Here is a 15,950-nt window from a genome sequence, read left to right on the forward strand (position 1 = left end):
GCTTCCTCTGCCTCAGATGTGAGAGAGAGGAGAACTGAAGGAGGCGGGGGATCGGGAAGGCTGGTGTGGAGATTTCCCCACATGTTGAGCGCAGCTTGACAACCAGATAGCTGGTGTAGCGGCAATGAAGGAAAAGTTGCACAGTGAAATCTTTCCCAAATAGTTTCCATGAATGGAGATGAGGGCTGTGAAGCCCATGCATTCTGAGCCCTCATGAAGCAAGCATAATTGCATGAAAAAAGTACAGGAGGTATCGACCTTGGCAGGAGCATCGGAGCAGTTGGTTGAAAAAAAGAGCGGCTTGGATATGCTGAGGCCTTCTAGCAGGCTTTCAAGTAATTCCATACAAATAGAAGGAAAGACTATTCATATTGGCGGCCCTCTTCCAAAATTGAAGGAAGGAGAAAAGCTCGTAAGATATACGCAGAGCATCTGCCCCATATGTGAGAGACTTCTCCCAGCAGTGATATTTGAAAGGGACGGAAAGCTTTATCTGAGAAAGGAGTGCCCGGAGCATGGAGCTTTCGAAGACTTATACTACGGAAATGCTGAAATGTATTACAGGTTCGAGAAATACGAAGAAGAGGGGAGGGGGACCTTCAGCTATGTACCAGTGAGCGCCCCATGCCCGTTTTCGTGCGGCTTGTGTCCGATGCACAAGAACCACACAGCTCTGGCAAATATGGTCGTTACGAACAGATGCGATCTGTCTTGCTGGTACTGCTTCTTCTTTGCTGAAAGAATGGGATATGTATATGAGCCGACGATCGAGCAGCTGAGAGAGCAGGTAAGGCAGCTGAAGAAGCAGAACAAGACTCTTGTCATTCAGCTGACTGGCGGAGAGCCTCTGATGAGGGACGACCTTGTAGATATTGTGAAGATGCTAAGAGAGGAGGGAGTTAGGCACATACAGCTGAACACTGAGGGCATACCCCTTGCTGAAGTATACAGAAAAGACCCTCAGCTTGCCATAAAATGGGCCAGAGAGCTGAGAGAGGCAGGAGTGAACACCGTATATATGAGCTTCGACGGCACTACCCCGACAACCAATCCCAAAAACCACTGGGACATTCCATTCATATTCGAGACATTCAGAAAGGCTGGGATGACCAGCGTGGTGCTCGTTCCAACCGTCATAAAGAATATCAATGACAAGGATCTGGGGAATATTGTGAGATTCGCGGCCGAGAACATGGATATAGTGAGAGCAGTGAACTTTCAGCCGGTTAGCTTAACAGGAAGAATGAAAAAGCACGAGCTTGAGAAGTTCAGAATAACTATACCCGACGTAATCGAGGCGATTGAAAAACAGACAGAAGGGCAGATAAAGGCAAGATCGTGGTATCCCATCCCTGTAGCTGCAAAGTTTGCAGAATTCATCGAAGCCGTTACGAAAAAGGAACAGTTCCTGATGGCCAATCACATTGCATGTGGAGCAGCAACCTATGTTATAGTGGACCGCGATGAGAAGGGCAACTTCAGGAGGTTCTATTCAATCACAGACTTCATCGATGTAGACGGATTCTTGGAGTATATGGATGAGCAGCGCAGGAAGCTGGAAAATGCTGGAAAGATAAAAACGTACTTCTCACTGCTGCTCGCTCTGAGGAACCTGGGCAATTTCATAATCAAGGACGAGCTCCCCAGCGGTTCGAACATAAAGAAAATACTGATGAGGATAATTAGGGAGAGGAGCTACGATGCATTGGGAGAATTCCACTACAACCTGCTGTTTCTTGGGCTCATGCACTTCATGGACCAGTACAACTACGATGTCCAGAGAGTAATGAGGTGCAACATACACTATACCTCTCCCGACGGCAGGGTGATCCCGTTCTGCGCGTACAACGTGCTGAGCGATATATACAGGGATGCAATACTGAAGAAGTACGGGATTTCTTTCGAAGAGTGGTCCAAGAGATGGAAGGGTCACAAATATGGTGTGAGCGACAAGTACTTCCCCAACATCAAGGAGATCAGGGAGCACCCGCTGTACAAGGCAACCTATGCGAAGTTCCTCAAAAAAGAGTAGGAAAGAACTCTCATAATGGGATTGATTCTTTTTTTAATTAATCCCTCCATCTTCTATTAAACAAAATATCAATATTAGCTTCATAACTAGAAACATTACAGAGAGGTAGTGTGGATTGAAGCTGAGCAGAAAAATCTTGGTATTCTTGCTGCTTAGCCTGGTCAGTCTTTTTGCAGACATGACATATGAGGGAGCAAGGTCCGTAGGTGGAGCCTATCTCGAATACCTAGCAGCCCCAGCTCTGTTCGCCGGCCTATTAGGAACGGGGGAGCTCATCTCATATGCTGCGAGAGCGCTGACAGGAGGGATAATCAGCCGTTTCAGGAGCAGCAGCCTGATTTGGGGAACGGTAATTTTAGGATATGTCTTGAATCTTGCAGTTATTCCTGTGCTCGCAATGGCTGGTAACTGGCAAACAGCATTCCTTTTGCTTCTGACGGAGAGGATTGGAAAGGGGCTCAGAAACCCATCAAGGGATGTGATCCTTTCTGAGGTAGTGGAAGAAATTGGAAGGGGCAGGGGGTTCGGACTCCATGAATTCTTAGATCAGCTTGGGGCGATTTCCGGACCGTTGATAATCGCATACTTCCTTTCGGGACACGGGGGATATTCTGCTGGCTTCAAATTCCTAGCGGTTCCGGCATCTATATCGATACTTCTGGTTCTTCTCTCATTTGTTTTGTATCCTAAAGTCTCCAGCTTGAGCACGGTCAAAGGCATTACACTCAGAAAAGTTAGAGGTGATTTGAGAGACTACATTATTCTGTTTAGCTTCATCTCTGCTGCTCTGATACCGTGGGGGATCGTGTCGTACAACTTAACGAGCATCGGAAACAGTGGAGGGCTGGTAGCATTATTATATATGATTGCAATGATCGCAGACGCGGTCGCTGCTCTGCTGCTGGGCTATTTATATGACAAAGTCAAGCTGTATCTCTACGTTATAGTTCCGCCCATAAGCTTCTTTTCTACCTTTCTGTTGATTTCTGGAAGTCTCGGCACCATGATGTACATAATAGGAGCAATGCTGTGGGGGATAGTTATGGGTTATTTTGAATCTGTTTTCAGAGCAACTATCTCTGAGCTGTCTCAGGGCGACTATGCGGGAGGATTCGGTAGCTATGCGGTTGCCCAAGCTGTAGCCTTTGGTGTAGGGAGCGTATTCTATGCTATTCTGTACACTATTCACCCATCGGCTGCGGTTATCTATTCGCTGGTCGTGAACGGAATATCGGCTGCCTATCTCTACAAGCTGATTTCAAGGGACAAAAAGGAAAAAGATTCGGCTCAGCATTAGCTCCTCTCATTTTTTCCCATTTTTCAATGTTCCCAGCACTCGATTGTTTTGCTCGCTTAAAGTTTCCCATTCTCTGAAAATGGCAGCGATATTTTTTCAGATGCGATACTACTCTGTGAGGTTCCTTATCTCCATAATAAGCCTCGGTGGAATGAGCAGGACGAGGGGATGGGCTTCCTTAAGAAATCCCCAATTCATCTCTTTCCCCCTTTCTTGATATCCCTTCTTGAGAGATTGGAACTTGGAGGCAAAAGACTCGGGAGAAATTAATGGATTGCTCCAAAAGATGAAAAGGGCAAGGAGCATGATGTCCCATCCGAAATAACGCTTCTTGCCGCAGTTTGCGAGGCTCTGCTCGGCATCTATGACGTAAACCCTTACTTCGCGTTCATCCTCCGAGAAGAGAAAGTTTTCCGGTTTTGTATCGCCCAGACAGAAGCCGGAGGAGTGTATGGATGCGATTGCCTCTCCCAGCCTCTCAATATCTTCCGAACTTTCTAAGGAAGGCTCCCTCCCTTCTACATATTCTCTCTCGATATAAACACCCTCCCAGTCAGCTTTGTAGACCTCTGGGCAGAAAACCCCATCGATTCTCGAGCTGAAGAAAGCTAGCTCCCTCCTCATCCTCTCAACGGGGTCCAGCGTGAGGGGGTAGTAGAAGGGAATTGGTGGGAAATTCAAGAGAAACCACTTGATCAGTCCGCTTGGTTTGGTATATCGCTTTACTGCTATCTTCACTCCGTTTGATACCTTTATGCTCGTTTGATCCAGCAGAGAAGAAAAATCTATCTGCTTTCTAATGCTCTTTCTCCAAGTTGACAAGGCAGCGACCTTCTTGAAAGCTTCTACATGTGCGTTGATGGCTCCTTTTCTCTTTTCTCCTCTTCAGCGGCAGTTCTCTCGATCGCCTTCCTCATGCTCTCCTCGATTTCCTTGGCTCTGCTCACTACATCGTCAAGCTGGATGCTGAGCTGCAGGTACGCTGAGATGACCTTTAGAACTTCGGCGACTGAGAGGTAGTCAACCATACCTCCTGCCACAAAGAGCTCGCCAGTTTCTCCCAGCAGGGCGGCCCCTTCCATACCATAGACTTCCGCTAGACCGGGAAGCAGACCATTGAGGCCGGAAATACCTCCATCCATTGGTGTGCATCCCAATTCCCTGAACTCCTCGACAAGCCTCTTATCGGTGGCAGCGACGTAAACCCTCCTCTTCTCCGGTATTTCTGGAGAAACGTAGGCTGCTGCCGATATTATCTTTCTCACGCCCAGCTCGGAGAGTTTTCTGTCGAGCTCATGTGCAAGCCTACTCTGCGCTTCCTCCGACTGAGGCTGGTATGAAGCTGTCAGCACTGCAATATCAATATCTTCTCTACTGTGCAGGTTGATTATTGGCAGATGAATTATGCCTTCCTCTACCACGACGGAGGAAGGGGCATCGTATGAGTATATATCGGCGACATTTTCTAAAGAGAGTTTGTTTATCAGGATCTCAGCAGTTGCCTTTCCTACAAATGCCATGCCGGGAAAGCCGATTATCACCGTCTTTCCTTTGAGCTCCTTTAAGCTGCCCTTTTCAATAATGGTGAGCAACTTCCTCTCACATCCTACAGAATTATCTGTATACTCTCCTTATAAACTCACATCCATCAGCATTCTCAAAATTGAAAAACTAAGCTATCATGAAAAGGTTTTTAGCCCACACTGAGTGAAACTTAAAGGTTGCGAATAACCCAACAAATCTCCAAGAAAGTGGTGCACCAATGCCCTTAACGCTGAAGGAGAGGGAATTCATATCCAGCATACTAAAAAAGCAGGAAGGAGAAAAGGTATTAGCGGCAGGCTGGGTCCATTCAGTCAGAATAGTAGGCGGAGTCGCCTTCGTTATCCTGAGAGATAGAACTGGCATGATTCAGTGCGTTGCAAAGAAAGATCAGAACCCATCTAGCTATGCTGTAGCGAAAGATCTCGGTTCTGAGGATGTAGTTGCCGTTAAAGGGGTATTGAGGGAGAGCAAGGCATCTCTTGGAGGTAAGGAGATAAGCATCGAAGAAATAGAAGTTCTTTCGAGATCCGAGAAGCCTGTGCCCATAGACCCAGACGATTGGGAGAAGACCAGCCTTGCAACGAGGCTTGACTGGAGGTTCTTAGATCTCAGGACACCTAGGAATAGGCTCATATTTGAGATAACCGATGTTGCCATAAACGCGATGAGAGAGTTCTACAGAAGCAACGGCTTCATCGAGGTCTTCACTCCGAAGATAGTTGCTGAGGCAACAGAGGGAGGAGCAGAAGTCTTCCCAGTTATATATTTCGATAAACAAGCATATCTTGCTCAGAGTCCGCAGCTATATAAGCAGATGATGGTTGTAGCAGGCTTCGAGAGGGTGTTTGAAGTAGGCCCCGTCTACAGAGCAGAGAAGCATCACACGAACAGGCATCTGACCGAGTATGAATCAGTTGATATAGAGATGGGCTTCATTGATGACCACGAAGATGTTATGAAGACCGTCGAGAAGGCAGTCATATATACGATAAACACGGTATCCCAGAGGTTTGGGAAGGAGATCGAGCAATACTTCAAGATATCGCTGGAACCTTCAAAAGACGTTCCGAGGATAACTTTCAGGGAAGCTCACAAGTTGCTGGAAAAGCACGGCATTAAGCAGCCGGATCCAAATGACATAGACAGTGAGGGAGAAAAGGCTTTGGGTGATATTGTGGAGAGAGAGTACGGAACCCAGCTTTTCTACGTAACCGAATATCCCTGGGTGAAAAGGCCATTCTACACCATGAAGAAGGATGAAGACCCGAACTATACGAAGAGCTTCGACCTTATATACAGAGGAATGGAGATCGTGAGCGGAAGCCAGAGAGAGCACAGAGCTTACGTGCTTGAAAAACAGATAAGAGAGAAAGGACTTAAGGTGGAGAACTTCAACTTCTTCATCAAGGTATTCAAATACGGAGCCCCTCCTCACGGAGGTTCCGGACTGGGCTTGGAAAGACTGGTCGCCCAAATGCTGGGCCTGAAGAACATAAGAGAAGCCAGACTGCTTCCCAGAGATCCAGAGAGGATAACACCTTGATCGTTGAACTCTGCTTATGAGTCTGGAGCCTCCTATGGTGGGAAACAGCAGAATGTCCGTAATTTTTATACAACCTTACTATTCTAGAGGGAGGAACTCCGTAATTTTTAACCATCGGCAAGATAACTTCGAAAGGCGAGGGGGATCTTTTGAACACAGGCTTGGAAGAGCTACCGTATGATTTTGAGCTGGAGAAGCTTTCAGAGCAGCTGAAAGGCTCGAGGAGAGTTCTCATACAGCTGCCGGAAGGCCTCAAGCACTACTCTTCCTATATAGCTGGCTATCTCTCCAGCTCTCTTCCGGAGACCGAGGTGGTCTTTTCCCTGGGCGGGAACTACGGAGGCTGCGACCTCGATATAAGTGAGGCCAATTTGATCGGAGCAGACACCTTAGTGAACGTCGGTCATACTCCCTACTCTCTCCAGGAAGTTCCCCTTGAATATGGAAGCCTTAAGATCCTGTTTGTGCCTGCATATTACAGAGGGAAAATCTCGGAGGAATCGCTCGAGCAGCTGGTTTCAAAGCTCAGAGAAGCGGGTTCCAAGCAACCCTCCCTTGTAGCAACGGTGCAGCACATAAAGCAGCTGGATATTGTAAGGGAAGAACTAGAGAGGAGAGGATTTTCACCTATTATCGCAACATCGGGAAAGCTTCTTCCAGGTCAAATTATCGGATGCGATTATTCGTCGGTTGTCCTTTCAAGGGGTTCCGATTCAGTCATAGTGATATCTGGAGGCCTGTTTCACTCTCTCGGAGCTTCTATGGTCTTCAAGGGTCCTGTATTCCAGCTAGATCCCTACACAGGTAGGGTGATCGATTTAAGCGCTGAAAGGGAGAAGTGGCTGAAATGGAGATTGGCTGAAATGTACAGAGCCTTGGATTCAAAAAACTGGGGGATAGTCATCGGAACGCTAAGCGGTCAATACAGGCCATCCATAATTGAAAAGCTGAAGAGGGAGATCTCTTCGAGGGGGATGAAGTATTATCTCTTTGCCTCTCGTGTGTTGAGCAGGGATAGCATTCTCAATATCGATAGCGATGATATTGATGCTTACATCGTCACTTCCTGTCCTAGAATACCTATTGATGACTTCACTGAGTCTCCGCTACCGAAACCGGTTCTGACGCCCGGTGAGGCCTTCTCGGTTTTAGAAGGAAAGATGGAGGTCTACAGGTTCCTTTGGTAGGAGAGAGGCTCAGCAAAACAGAAATCGAAATGATACTCGACAGGCTGAGGGGAAAGGAGAAGCCGGATCCGCGTTTAGAGCAGCACAGAACACCAGGGTGGATCGCTGCCGACGTGATATGGATTGCGAAGCAAATGAACATGATAGAAGGAGCCACGGTTCTGGACCTCGGTTCAGGAGTGGGGATCCTCTGCATAGCTGCCATTCTCGCCGGCGCTTCAAAATGCATTTCGCTGGAATTAGATGCGGAGTCCCTCAATGTTCAGCAAGAGAACCTAGCGAACTTGGAAATAGAAGAGAAAGCAGAGCTCATCAGAGCAGATGCTGCCTCTTTACCTGTTAGGGGAATGGCTTGCAACCTTGCAATATTGAATCCTCCCTTCGGAACTGTAAGGAAAGGGGCTGATATGATTTTCTTGAATTCCGCCGCTTATGCTTGCCGATACGTCCTCAGCCTTCATCTTTCGAGCGAAAGGACTAGGGAATACATCACCAGGGAAATGGCAAAAATTGGAAGGAAAGCAGCAGTTCTCAAAACCTATAAAATGGAGTTAAAGCAAATATTTGAATATCACAGATCGAGGATCAGGAGAATAGATGTCGATCTGTACTTAGTGGAGTGAGTAAGGATGCAGGATAAAGATGAAGTGGCTGTGCCAGGGGAGGAGCTGGCTGTCATTGAAGAGTTCACCCCATCGGTTGGAACGTACAGCGATGAGAAGGGTTTCATCAGAGCATCTTTGCTGGGAAGGATTGTGAGGGATCTGCTCAATAAAGTTATCAGAATAAATCAAGTCCCGACAAGATACTACTTTCCATCGATCAAGGACACCGTCATTGGTTACGTGACCCATATAAAGGGAGAAATTGCAATGGTCAACATAATCAGAGATGGAAACTTCAAGCCGCTGACTGGGACGTTAGCAGGCTTTCTGCACATATCTCAAACTGGCGGAGAAGGAAGGCATATTAGCGAATATGTGGCTCCGGGGGACTTGATCAAGGCGAGAGTGATCTCTTCGGAAAATCCCTTCCAGCTTTCTGTCAAGCATCCGTCGCTGGGAGTTATACTGGCATCGTGCTCTGTCTGCGGTGCTACGCTCAGAAGGGATGGCGACAGGCTGGTGTGTCCAAAATGCGGCAATGTGGAAAAGAGAAAGATAGCCTCAAGTTACATAAATCTGAAATCAATCGATTAATTTCCTCTCATTGAGATCCTTCAAAGCATACTCGAGGACCTGACCTCACTTGTTTTTGCTATTGCATTTTTCAAAGCTCTTCGAAAACATTTTTCTTGCATGAAAGAGGTCAGGAAGAAGTTTTCGGCCTGGAAAACCAGTTGCGATCCACAGCCTAACAGCTTTAAATGACTATTCGTAAAGAATTATTTAAAGGAGCTTCATTGCATACGATAGCCCAGTGTAGAAGGCACGGGTCTGCTAGAGTGGCCGAAGATGTGGAAATACAGAGAAAGGGAAAAGAAAATAAAAGAAAAGCTCGTTGAAGAGCTGCTGAAGCTGAAGAGAGGCAAACTGGAAGAACTCGTTGAGTGGCTGTGGGAAGATTATGGGATAAGAACGAAAGCTAATATGGAAGCCATTAAAAAAGCAATACTCAGCAGTGAGGAAATCACTTCAAGAGAAATTGCTCTGGAAATACTCAGAAGCGGAGGATACGTCAATGAGGAGCTGTGGTTTGCCTCAGCTGAAGGAGATCTGTCAGACAATAAGCGTTCTCGAAGCTAAAGCTGAAGGTAGCAACTCATCGAACCCGGCCGTCCTCTTCTCCATCCTCTACCTGATATCTACAGACCCTCAGATTGGAAGGATACAGATATCTCGAGCTCTGTTTTCATCCGAGCAGATAGTCAGAAGTGCCATCAGGAAGTTGAACGAGGCTGGTCTCCTAATACTTAAAGACAGGAGGAAGGAGCTGAAGGATTCTCTGAGTGAAGCCATGAAATGCTTGACTATCAGAAGGCTGTTCACAACTGCTGGTGGGTGGGAGAATCCCCTCATAGTTGGAGTTTCACTTCATGACGGGAAGAAGCTCACTGTGAGGGATGCCCTGCTTATAAGAGATGAAATAATATATTGGGGAGGAAGCGCTGCTGTCGTCTTTTCGGTCAAAGGAAAAGCGGTAAGGATCCCAGGAGTGAGAGCAGACGAGCTCGAAAAGTCCTTGGAGGAAATGAAGCTCAAGGATGGGATTTATGCTTTGGTGAGCACCAAGTATGATTACAGCGACTATCCGATTTTCTATGGATTTGTGAAGAAGATATGTGAGCTATTCTCTTCTGTCGGCTGAGAGATTCCTGCGAAGGATGATGTTTGAAGCGCTGAGATAAGGCGAGTCGCAAAAATCATTAATCAATTATTGTATAGAACATCGAGAGGAGCTTCCCTCCTCGGATCGATTTGAATGGGCACCTTGCATAACGCGAAGGGCATAGAGCATCCGTCGAAAAAAATCATCGGGGAGCAGTCTAGTGAGCTCACAGGGAAGTGTTTAGTTCTGGGCGTTACTTCGAGCGTTTCCATTTACAGAACGATAGATGTCGCTAGGAGCCTGATGAGGAATGGTCTAGAAGTGCATGTTGTTATGAGCGAAGAAGCGGCAAGGCTCGTTTCCCCCACGCTGTTTGAATGGGCAACAGGGAACCCTGTTTACGCTGAGAGGTTCGGCGGAGAAGTAGGCCACATAGCACTTTCGGAGGCATGCGATGCCATGCTTATAGCGCCAGCAACAGAAAACACGGTCTCCAAGCTGGCGTACGGAATAGCGGACTCTCCTGTGACGCTGGTAGCTCTCTCTTTCATGGGCGCCGGAAAGCCTGTCGTCGTTGTGCCTACTATGCACATCCAAATGATGAAATCCCCCCAGTTCGCCGAAAGCAGAGAGAGGCTCATGAAATATGGAGTGATATTCCACGACCCGATCATTGAGGGAGATAAGGCAAAATTCCCTGAAGGCTGGGAGCTCTCCTGGCATATGGAAGCCCTCCTGACTAGGGGGAAAGACTTGAGCGGCATGAAGATTCTCGTGACATCTGGCCCTACAAGAGAATACTTAGATCCGGTGAGATTCATCAGCAACCCTAGCTCTGGAAAGATGGGGATTTCAATAGCTCTTGAAGCTATGTACAGAGGTGCCGAGGTATCACTTATCCATGGCCCTGTTTCAGCAAGTGAGCTGAAAGCGGTGAAAAGCAGGACTCCCGTTGAGACGACCGATGAGCTGCTTAACGCAGTTTTGAGCGAGATGGGAGCATTCTCGCCTGATGCGATAATAATGGCGGCTGCACCAGCAGACTTCAGGCCGACATATTCTGTTGAGAAAAAAATACCGAGCTCCTCTGTCCTGAACATTGCCCTTGAGCCAACTCCTAAAGTAGTGGAGGAAGTAAGCAGAAGGAAGAAAGGATCAATTTTGGTTGCCTTTGCGGCTGAGACAGCGGAAAGCGAGGAGGAGCTGGTGAAGGCGGCGGAAGCAAAGCTGAAGAAGTACAATGCCGATGCTATCGTTGCAAACAACGTTTCAAGAAGAGACATAGGCTTTTCCAGCGATTACAACGAAGCAATAGTGATCACCAGGGAAGGAAAAACGATGAAGATTGAAAAGACGCTGAAGCGCATTGTAGCGAGAAAGATCCTCGATGTTGTGAGGGATATTAAGTTTGGAAGAAAATAGAGAGAAGTGCCTCGAAGCAGCTCATCACATTTCTGCCTTCTGGCTTCCGTATTACGACAGCGATCCGTTGAAAACCGGCTCTGTAGGCGCTGGCTTTTTGATATCTCCATATGCTAAGTCTTGCTACCCAGGTAGCGGGTTTCCTTTCAAGAGGAAGCCGGTGCAGGTCAGAGAAATAGAGAGGAGAATGGGCCTAAAGAGGCCGGTGAACTTCACATATAGAGATCCCCTTCCCCACTCTGTTGGCTATTCAGTCAGCGCAACCTTGTCGCTCTCTTATTCCTTTGCTGTTTCAGTTCACGCTTCTGAAAGCCCCATGCTGGGAGAGATCTGCAGGCTAGCTCACATAGCTGAAGTGGAATCGAGAAGCGGGCTTGGAGATGTCAGCGCCATATGCGGAGGAAGAGGAGTGGTTGTCAGGCTGACTCCCGGAGCCCCTGGATTCTCAACAGTTGACAGCCTAGTGGTAAATACTGAAAAGTACAGGATAGTGACATCTGTAGTATCGAGAATGAAGACCGCAGATATGCTTAACTCCACTCAAAGCGTCATCGAGAAGGCAGGAGAAGAATCCTTCAGATCATTCCTGGAAGAGCCATCGCTGGAAAAAATAGTTGAGATCGGCAGAGAATTCAGCCTGAAGACTGGTATGATGAGCGAGGATCTCGATAGAGAACTTTTCGAAATCCTGAAAGGAACTAGCGCAATCGGCTACTTCGTGAAAAAAGGGCTGGTGGTCGCAGTCATCGAAAAGGGAGATGCTGCTGAAGCTGCCGAAAGGCTTAAGGGGAAGTTTGGTAATGCGAGGATCCACAGGATCCTTGAAACAGGTGTTCGCTTCACGTTCTGAAAAACCTTTCTTTCCTGTCGTTTTTCAAAGCTATTTTTACGAGGATGAAAAGAGAGTTAGCGGAGGCTGTTAGCGGGTATTTTTACCCGCCAATCTGCTCTTCTAGAGCAGAGGAGCAAGGATTCCTGCAGTTTTTGAGCTGAGCAAGACATATCAAGTTCCTTTGGTGCGAACTGCATCATATTTTGCGGGATGCTTTAGATCTGTCTTTAATATTATAGGACCTCATTAAAGTGTTTGGTGGATTGGTGTGGGTGTTGAAGTTAGGGTTGGTAGGGATTTGGAGGAGTTTTTAGTAGGGAAGTTTCAGAAAGCTGAGAGGAGGCTTTGGATAGTGTCACCATGGGTTTCAAAAGAGTTTATCCCTATACTTCTGGAGGCTAGATCTAGAGATGTGGATGTTAGGTTAATTACTACTGATGATTTAACTCCTACGCATCGTGAAGCTCTTAAGCGACTCATCACACCAGAAAGAGAGCTGGTGAGGCGTGGAAGCAGGTTTGCTAAAATCGTAGGCTTAATCCTCATCGTCGCAGGGTTTATAGCGGCTATGTTTATTGCTGTTTTAATAATGATGTCGTTAATAGGATTCATGATTCTATTCGAAAGAGGAATAGATAGATATAGAGTCTACTACGTCTCCCAGCTTGGAGATCAAAACCTGCAGGTATACCATGTAGAGCCAGGTAAGATGATTCATGCCAAATTATATGTAGTAGATGACATGCTAGGTGTAGGGTCCCCAAACCTAACTACTGCAGGAGTCAAGAGGAACTTGGAGGTGCTTTGCTGGGTAAAAAGCCCAGAGCTCGTAGAAAACATATCGAGGACGCTTGAATCAATAAAAGACTTCAAGAGGGTAGAACTGAATGAGATAGGGACAAACGTGTGGATGGCCCCTAGAAGACGTAAGCCAAGGATGGCTAACCGACTCCTCGAACTTTGAATATTGGACTAAAAGATATCAGATCGAAGTCTTTGCTCAAGGAAAAAAGAAAATCCCCCCAATAGTATTAATGGAAAAGCCCAAGCTTGCGAAACCGGGCGCTTCTCGACTCCCTACGGCATTCGTACTCGAGAAACCGCCCCCTACGCATAAACCGGGGGTTGATCAAAGAAAAGATGGATCGATCGCTCCTTAAACATGGCTGGGATAAAATTAACTTGGGATTAACGCACAGGCACAGCTCCCCCCTCATTAGCAGGTAAATATATCCCTAAATAACCCTTCCTTCTTTTTCGAACCCAAGTTCAAAGACGGCCTAAAAGCCCGGCTTTGCCTCAAGTTGCGAGAAGACCTCCCAAGAAGATCTCCTGTTTTTCTTGCTCTCTCGAAAAGGCAAAAGAAGTTTAAGCGATCAATTTTTTGAAAAAAGTATAACATATATATAAAATAGAACTAAACTAGGCAGACGTGATCAATAAAATGAGCGATTCTTGTATGCTTTCTGCGGTCGTAGATTTGAGACCAGGGCAGAAAGGCTAAGCGGGGGGCCATTAATTCTGTATTGCCTTAAAAATAGTTCGAATGAAAAAATGTGATATAGGTGAAAAGAAGTGAGCCTCTTCGACAGAAAGTTGAAAGGATGGAAAGGGAAGGATGTTGACATTAAATATGCCAAAGTCTAATTAAGGGAAGGGTTGGCTTCGAGACATATACGAGGCTTCTTCTCGCAATAACCGGGAGGCGCTGCAGGCGCAAGCCAGCCAGAAGGCATTCGAGATTGTGAGATGGTTCGATGAACTGTGGCTTTATATTAAAGTTATATACTAAAATTTCCACCATCTTTATATCATTGCAATACAGTAAAAAAATTGGGGAAGAATTATGGCAAATTATGTTTCCCTGCTAGTCTTAGCCCTCATCCTTATGACTTTTGCTGCCCCTCCTGTTTGGAGCACCACTGCTTCCGAGAACTACCCGGGGACATACCCACAGGAGATATACATTAAGGCGGAGGGCGACGACGGTTCTCCTCTCCCCAATGCAAAGGTATACCTCTACATGATGACCGAGAACGGTTGGAAGCTCATAGGAACGAGGTACTCAAATTCCGCAGGAGTAGCTTCATTCATCCCAGGCCTTCCTGCCGATTTAAAGAGGATAGTTCAGACTGAGAGAGGAGCAGAGTACGTATACAGCTCGGTTAACCTGATGGCTGTGGTGGAGAAGGATTCCTACATCGGTCTCTACACTTTCGCGGTGGACCCAGGAAAGGACTCCAACACGCAGAAGATGGTTTCTGTGGTGGCGCACAGCATCCCGAAGAGCAGCTCAGCCTCTGAGCAGTTAATACGCAACTATCCCCCCTCTCCAGATTACACATTAGTTCTGGACGAGCGGTACCAGTACACCCCAGTGCTGAGGTTTTCAACAAACTACAACATATCTGCCCAGTACCAATATCCAGCAGGCTGCAAGATAAGGGTACAGACGAAGTATAGGTCCCCATATACTCCCAGTGGTTATTGGTACGATGGAGGATATGTAGAAATAACCGTCGACTCACCTATATGGAGCTCTTGGTTCAATGGTAGCCCACAGATTATAGAACTACAGTTTGAAATCAAGTACCAGCACTCTTATGTGATTGGTCGGGATATCTATATGGAGGTTATAACTGCAGTTGACACCTCCGACGACCCCAGAAGCTACAACAGAGTTCAGTACAGCTGGGACGGCCAGCCGGTTAGCGGAGCAGTATATCGCGATGTATTACAAAACGATTTCCGAGGAATCAACGTTACGGGAGGTAGCACATACATCTTCAGTGTGGGGGTAAACTTTCCCGATGTAAGTATTTCGCTTGGAGTCACCAAAGCCCCCGCTCCTGAAGCCATCCTAATAATCGGAGCAGGTTCCTGGTATCCAGGCTATAAAGCAAGGATAGTAAGCCTAGGCGATAGTAGCTACCTAGACACGAGAGTCTTCTGGGTCAGTTCCTCTTGAACAAAATCTTTTTTTTAAAAAAAGCTTGTTTTCAACCGTCTTCCTATGAAGATGAGTGCCTTATGATGAAAACTAAATATATGCGGAATTGTTTATTTTTATAAACTCTTAGGAATAGTTCTAGGAAAACTTTTGGTAAAACCTCAAAGGAAGCTATAGAGAATTCCAAGGAGCCTTGGAAATGGGTTAATCTAGGAAGCATGGGTTAATCTAGGAAGCTAGGAAGTAATGCAGAGGCGAATTCATATATGCTACACTGCTAAGTAGGCTTAAGAAAAGCGGATTTAACTATATGGCTAATTGGCTTGAAAGCACCCAAAAAGTTTGGGAAGAACCTGCAACGTTAAATATAGTGGATCTGGAAGGCTGTATAATTCTGAACTGCTATCTCTCACCATCAATACAAGGCTCGCTTCAGGAGTAGCTATACCCAGGAATATGGTGGAATCCGAACGAGGGAAAGTAGATAAAGATGCTATTGTTGTAGAACTCTATGCTCTTGCCGCAGCTGGTAAGAGGAAGCGATGGATAGAACCTGAGGGGCTGGTTTTCAAGTCCTTCGTTAACCTATACTCTTCCTCAAGAACCTCTTTTAGAATATCCTGGATGAGATTACTACATTCACATGCTGTTTCACGGACAAGAATCCCGCCCTACCTCCCGCCGTCTTGCTCGTATGCTTTACGCATGAAATCCTGCTTTGGGCTAATAAGTGGAACAATGTTCCACAATCGACTTCTCATTATATTATGCTTTCGAGAGAGTTTGGCATATCTCTAAAGATCCCGATAAAAGCATAGAGCGTAAGCTCCCAGAGTGTTAGAAATTTAATCCATGCTTAATCGAATAGTCAAGG

Annotated in this window: 14 protein-coding genes; 12 read left to right on the plus strand and 2 right to left on the minus strand. The window is 46.5% G+C overall.

Features of this window, described 5'->3' with window-relative positions; all coding sequences use genetic code 11:
- Nucleotides 1–307 precede the first annotated feature (307 nt).
- Nucleotides 308–2,032 carry a tetraether lipid synthase Tes gene (tes, locus tag ACLGLO_RS04350; RefSeq protein WP_492129138.1) on the plus strand — a complete coding sequence of 575 codons (1,725 nt, stop codon included), beginning with the start codon at nucleotides 308–310 and terminating at the stop codon, nucleotides 2,030–2,032.
- Nucleotides 2,033–2,147: 115 nt separating this feature from the next.
- A complete protein-coding gene (locus ACLGLO_RS04355; RefSeq protein ID WP_492127707.1) occupies nucleotides 2,148–3,329 on the plus strand; it encodes an MFS transporter in 1,182 nt (393 codons plus the stop codon).
- A gap of 108 nt (nucleotides 3,330–3,437) precedes the next feature.
- On the opposite strand, the gene ACLGLO_RS04360 is transcribed toward ACLGLO_RS04355, so the two are convergent.
- The gene (locus ACLGLO_RS04360; protein ID WP_492127708.1) at nucleotides 3,438–4,151 is read right to left on the minus strand and encodes a hypothetical protein; all 714 of its coding nucleotides are present in this window, start codon (nucleotides 4,149–4,151) and stop codon (nucleotides 3,438–3,440) included.
- Between the two features lie 23 nt (nucleotides 4,152–4,174).
- Nucleotides 4,175–4,921: a PAC2 family protein gene (locus ACLGLO_RS04365; protein WP_492127709.1), complete on the minus strand. Its 747-nt coding sequence runs from the start codon at nucleotides 4,919–4,921 to the stop codon at nucleotides 4,175–4,177.
- A 170-nt stretch (nucleotides 4,922–5,091) separates the two neighbouring features.
- Between ACLGLO_RS04365 and aspS the strand changes: the two genes are divergently transcribed.
- The 10 genes from aspS (at nucleotide 5,092) to ACLGLO_RS04415 (ending at nucleotide 15,094) form a co-directional block, all read left to right on the plus strand.
- Nucleotides 5,092–6,417: an aspartate--tRNA(Asn) ligase gene (gene aspS, locus ACLGLO_RS04370; protein WP_492127710.1), complete on the plus strand. Its 1,326-nt coding sequence runs from the start codon at nucleotides 5,092–5,094 to the stop codon at nucleotides 6,415–6,417.
- Nucleotides 6,418–6,566: 149 nt separating this feature from the next.
- The gene (gene dph2, locus ACLGLO_RS04375; protein ID WP_492127711.1) at nucleotides 6,567–7,604 is read left to right on the plus strand and encodes a diphthamide biosynthesis enzyme Dph2; all 1,038 of its coding nucleotides are present in this window, start codon (nucleotides 6,567–6,569) and stop codon (nucleotides 7,602–7,604) included.
- Nucleotides 7,598–8,227 (plus strand): METTL5 family protein, encoded by a 630-nt coding sequence (locus tag ACLGLO_RS04380; RefSeq protein ID WP_492127712.1) that lies wholly within the window; start codon nucleotides 7,598–7,600, stop codon nucleotides 8,225–8,227. Before dph2 ends, ACLGLO_RS04380 begins: the two co-directional genes overlap by 7 nt.
- A gap of 6 nt (nucleotides 8,228–8,233) precedes the next feature.
- Nucleotides 8,234–8,803, plus strand: a complete 570-nt coding sequence (locus ACLGLO_RS04385) for an exosome complex RNA-binding protein Csl4 (RefSeq protein WP_492127713.1) — start codon at nucleotides 8,234–8,236, stop codon at nucleotides 8,801–8,803.
- Nucleotides 8,804–9,058: 255 nt separating this feature from the next.
- Nucleotides 9,059–9,349 (plus strand): hypothetical protein, encoded by a 291-nt coding sequence (locus ACLGLO_RS04390; RefSeq protein ID WP_492127714.1) that lies wholly within the window; start codon nucleotides 9,059–9,061, stop codon nucleotides 9,347–9,349.
- Nucleotides 9,300–9,911, plus strand: a complete 612-nt coding sequence (locus ACLGLO_RS04395; RefSeq protein ID WP_492127715.1) for a hypothetical protein — start codon at nucleotides 9,300–9,302, stop codon at nucleotides 9,909–9,911. Before ACLGLO_RS04390 ends, ACLGLO_RS04395 begins: the two co-directional genes overlap by 50 nt.
- 114 nt (nucleotides 9,912–10,025) lie before the next feature.
- Nucleotides 10,026–11,294: a bifunctional phosphopantothenoylcysteine decarboxylase/phosphopantothenate--cysteine ligase CoaBC gene (gene coaBC, locus ACLGLO_RS04400; protein ID WP_492127716.1), complete on the plus strand. Its 1,269-nt coding sequence runs from the start codon at nucleotides 10,026–10,028 to the stop codon at nucleotides 11,292–11,294.
- Entirely contained in the window at nucleotides 11,281–12,144 is an 864-nt protein-coding gene (locus ACLGLO_RS04405) for a pantoate kinase (protein ID WP_492127717.1), read from the plus strand. Before coaBC ends, ACLGLO_RS04405 begins: the two co-directional genes overlap by 14 nt.
- A gap of 250 nt (nucleotides 12,145–12,394) precedes the next feature.
- Nucleotides 12,395–13,090 carry a phospholipase D-like domain-containing protein gene (locus ACLGLO_RS04410; protein ID WP_492127718.1) on the plus strand — a complete coding sequence of 232 codons (696 nt, stop codon included), beginning with the start codon at nucleotides 12,395–12,397 and terminating at the stop codon, nucleotides 13,088–13,090.
- Between the two features lie 882 nt (nucleotides 13,091–13,972).
- Entirely contained in the window at nucleotides 13,973–15,094 is a 1,122-nt protein-coding gene (locus ACLGLO_RS04415; RefSeq protein ID WP_492127719.1) for a hypothetical protein, read from the plus strand.
- The last annotated feature ends 856 nt before the right edge of the window (nucleotides 15,095–15,950 follow it).

The organism is Fervidicoccus sp. SLHALR4 (genome assembly GCF_058692745.1).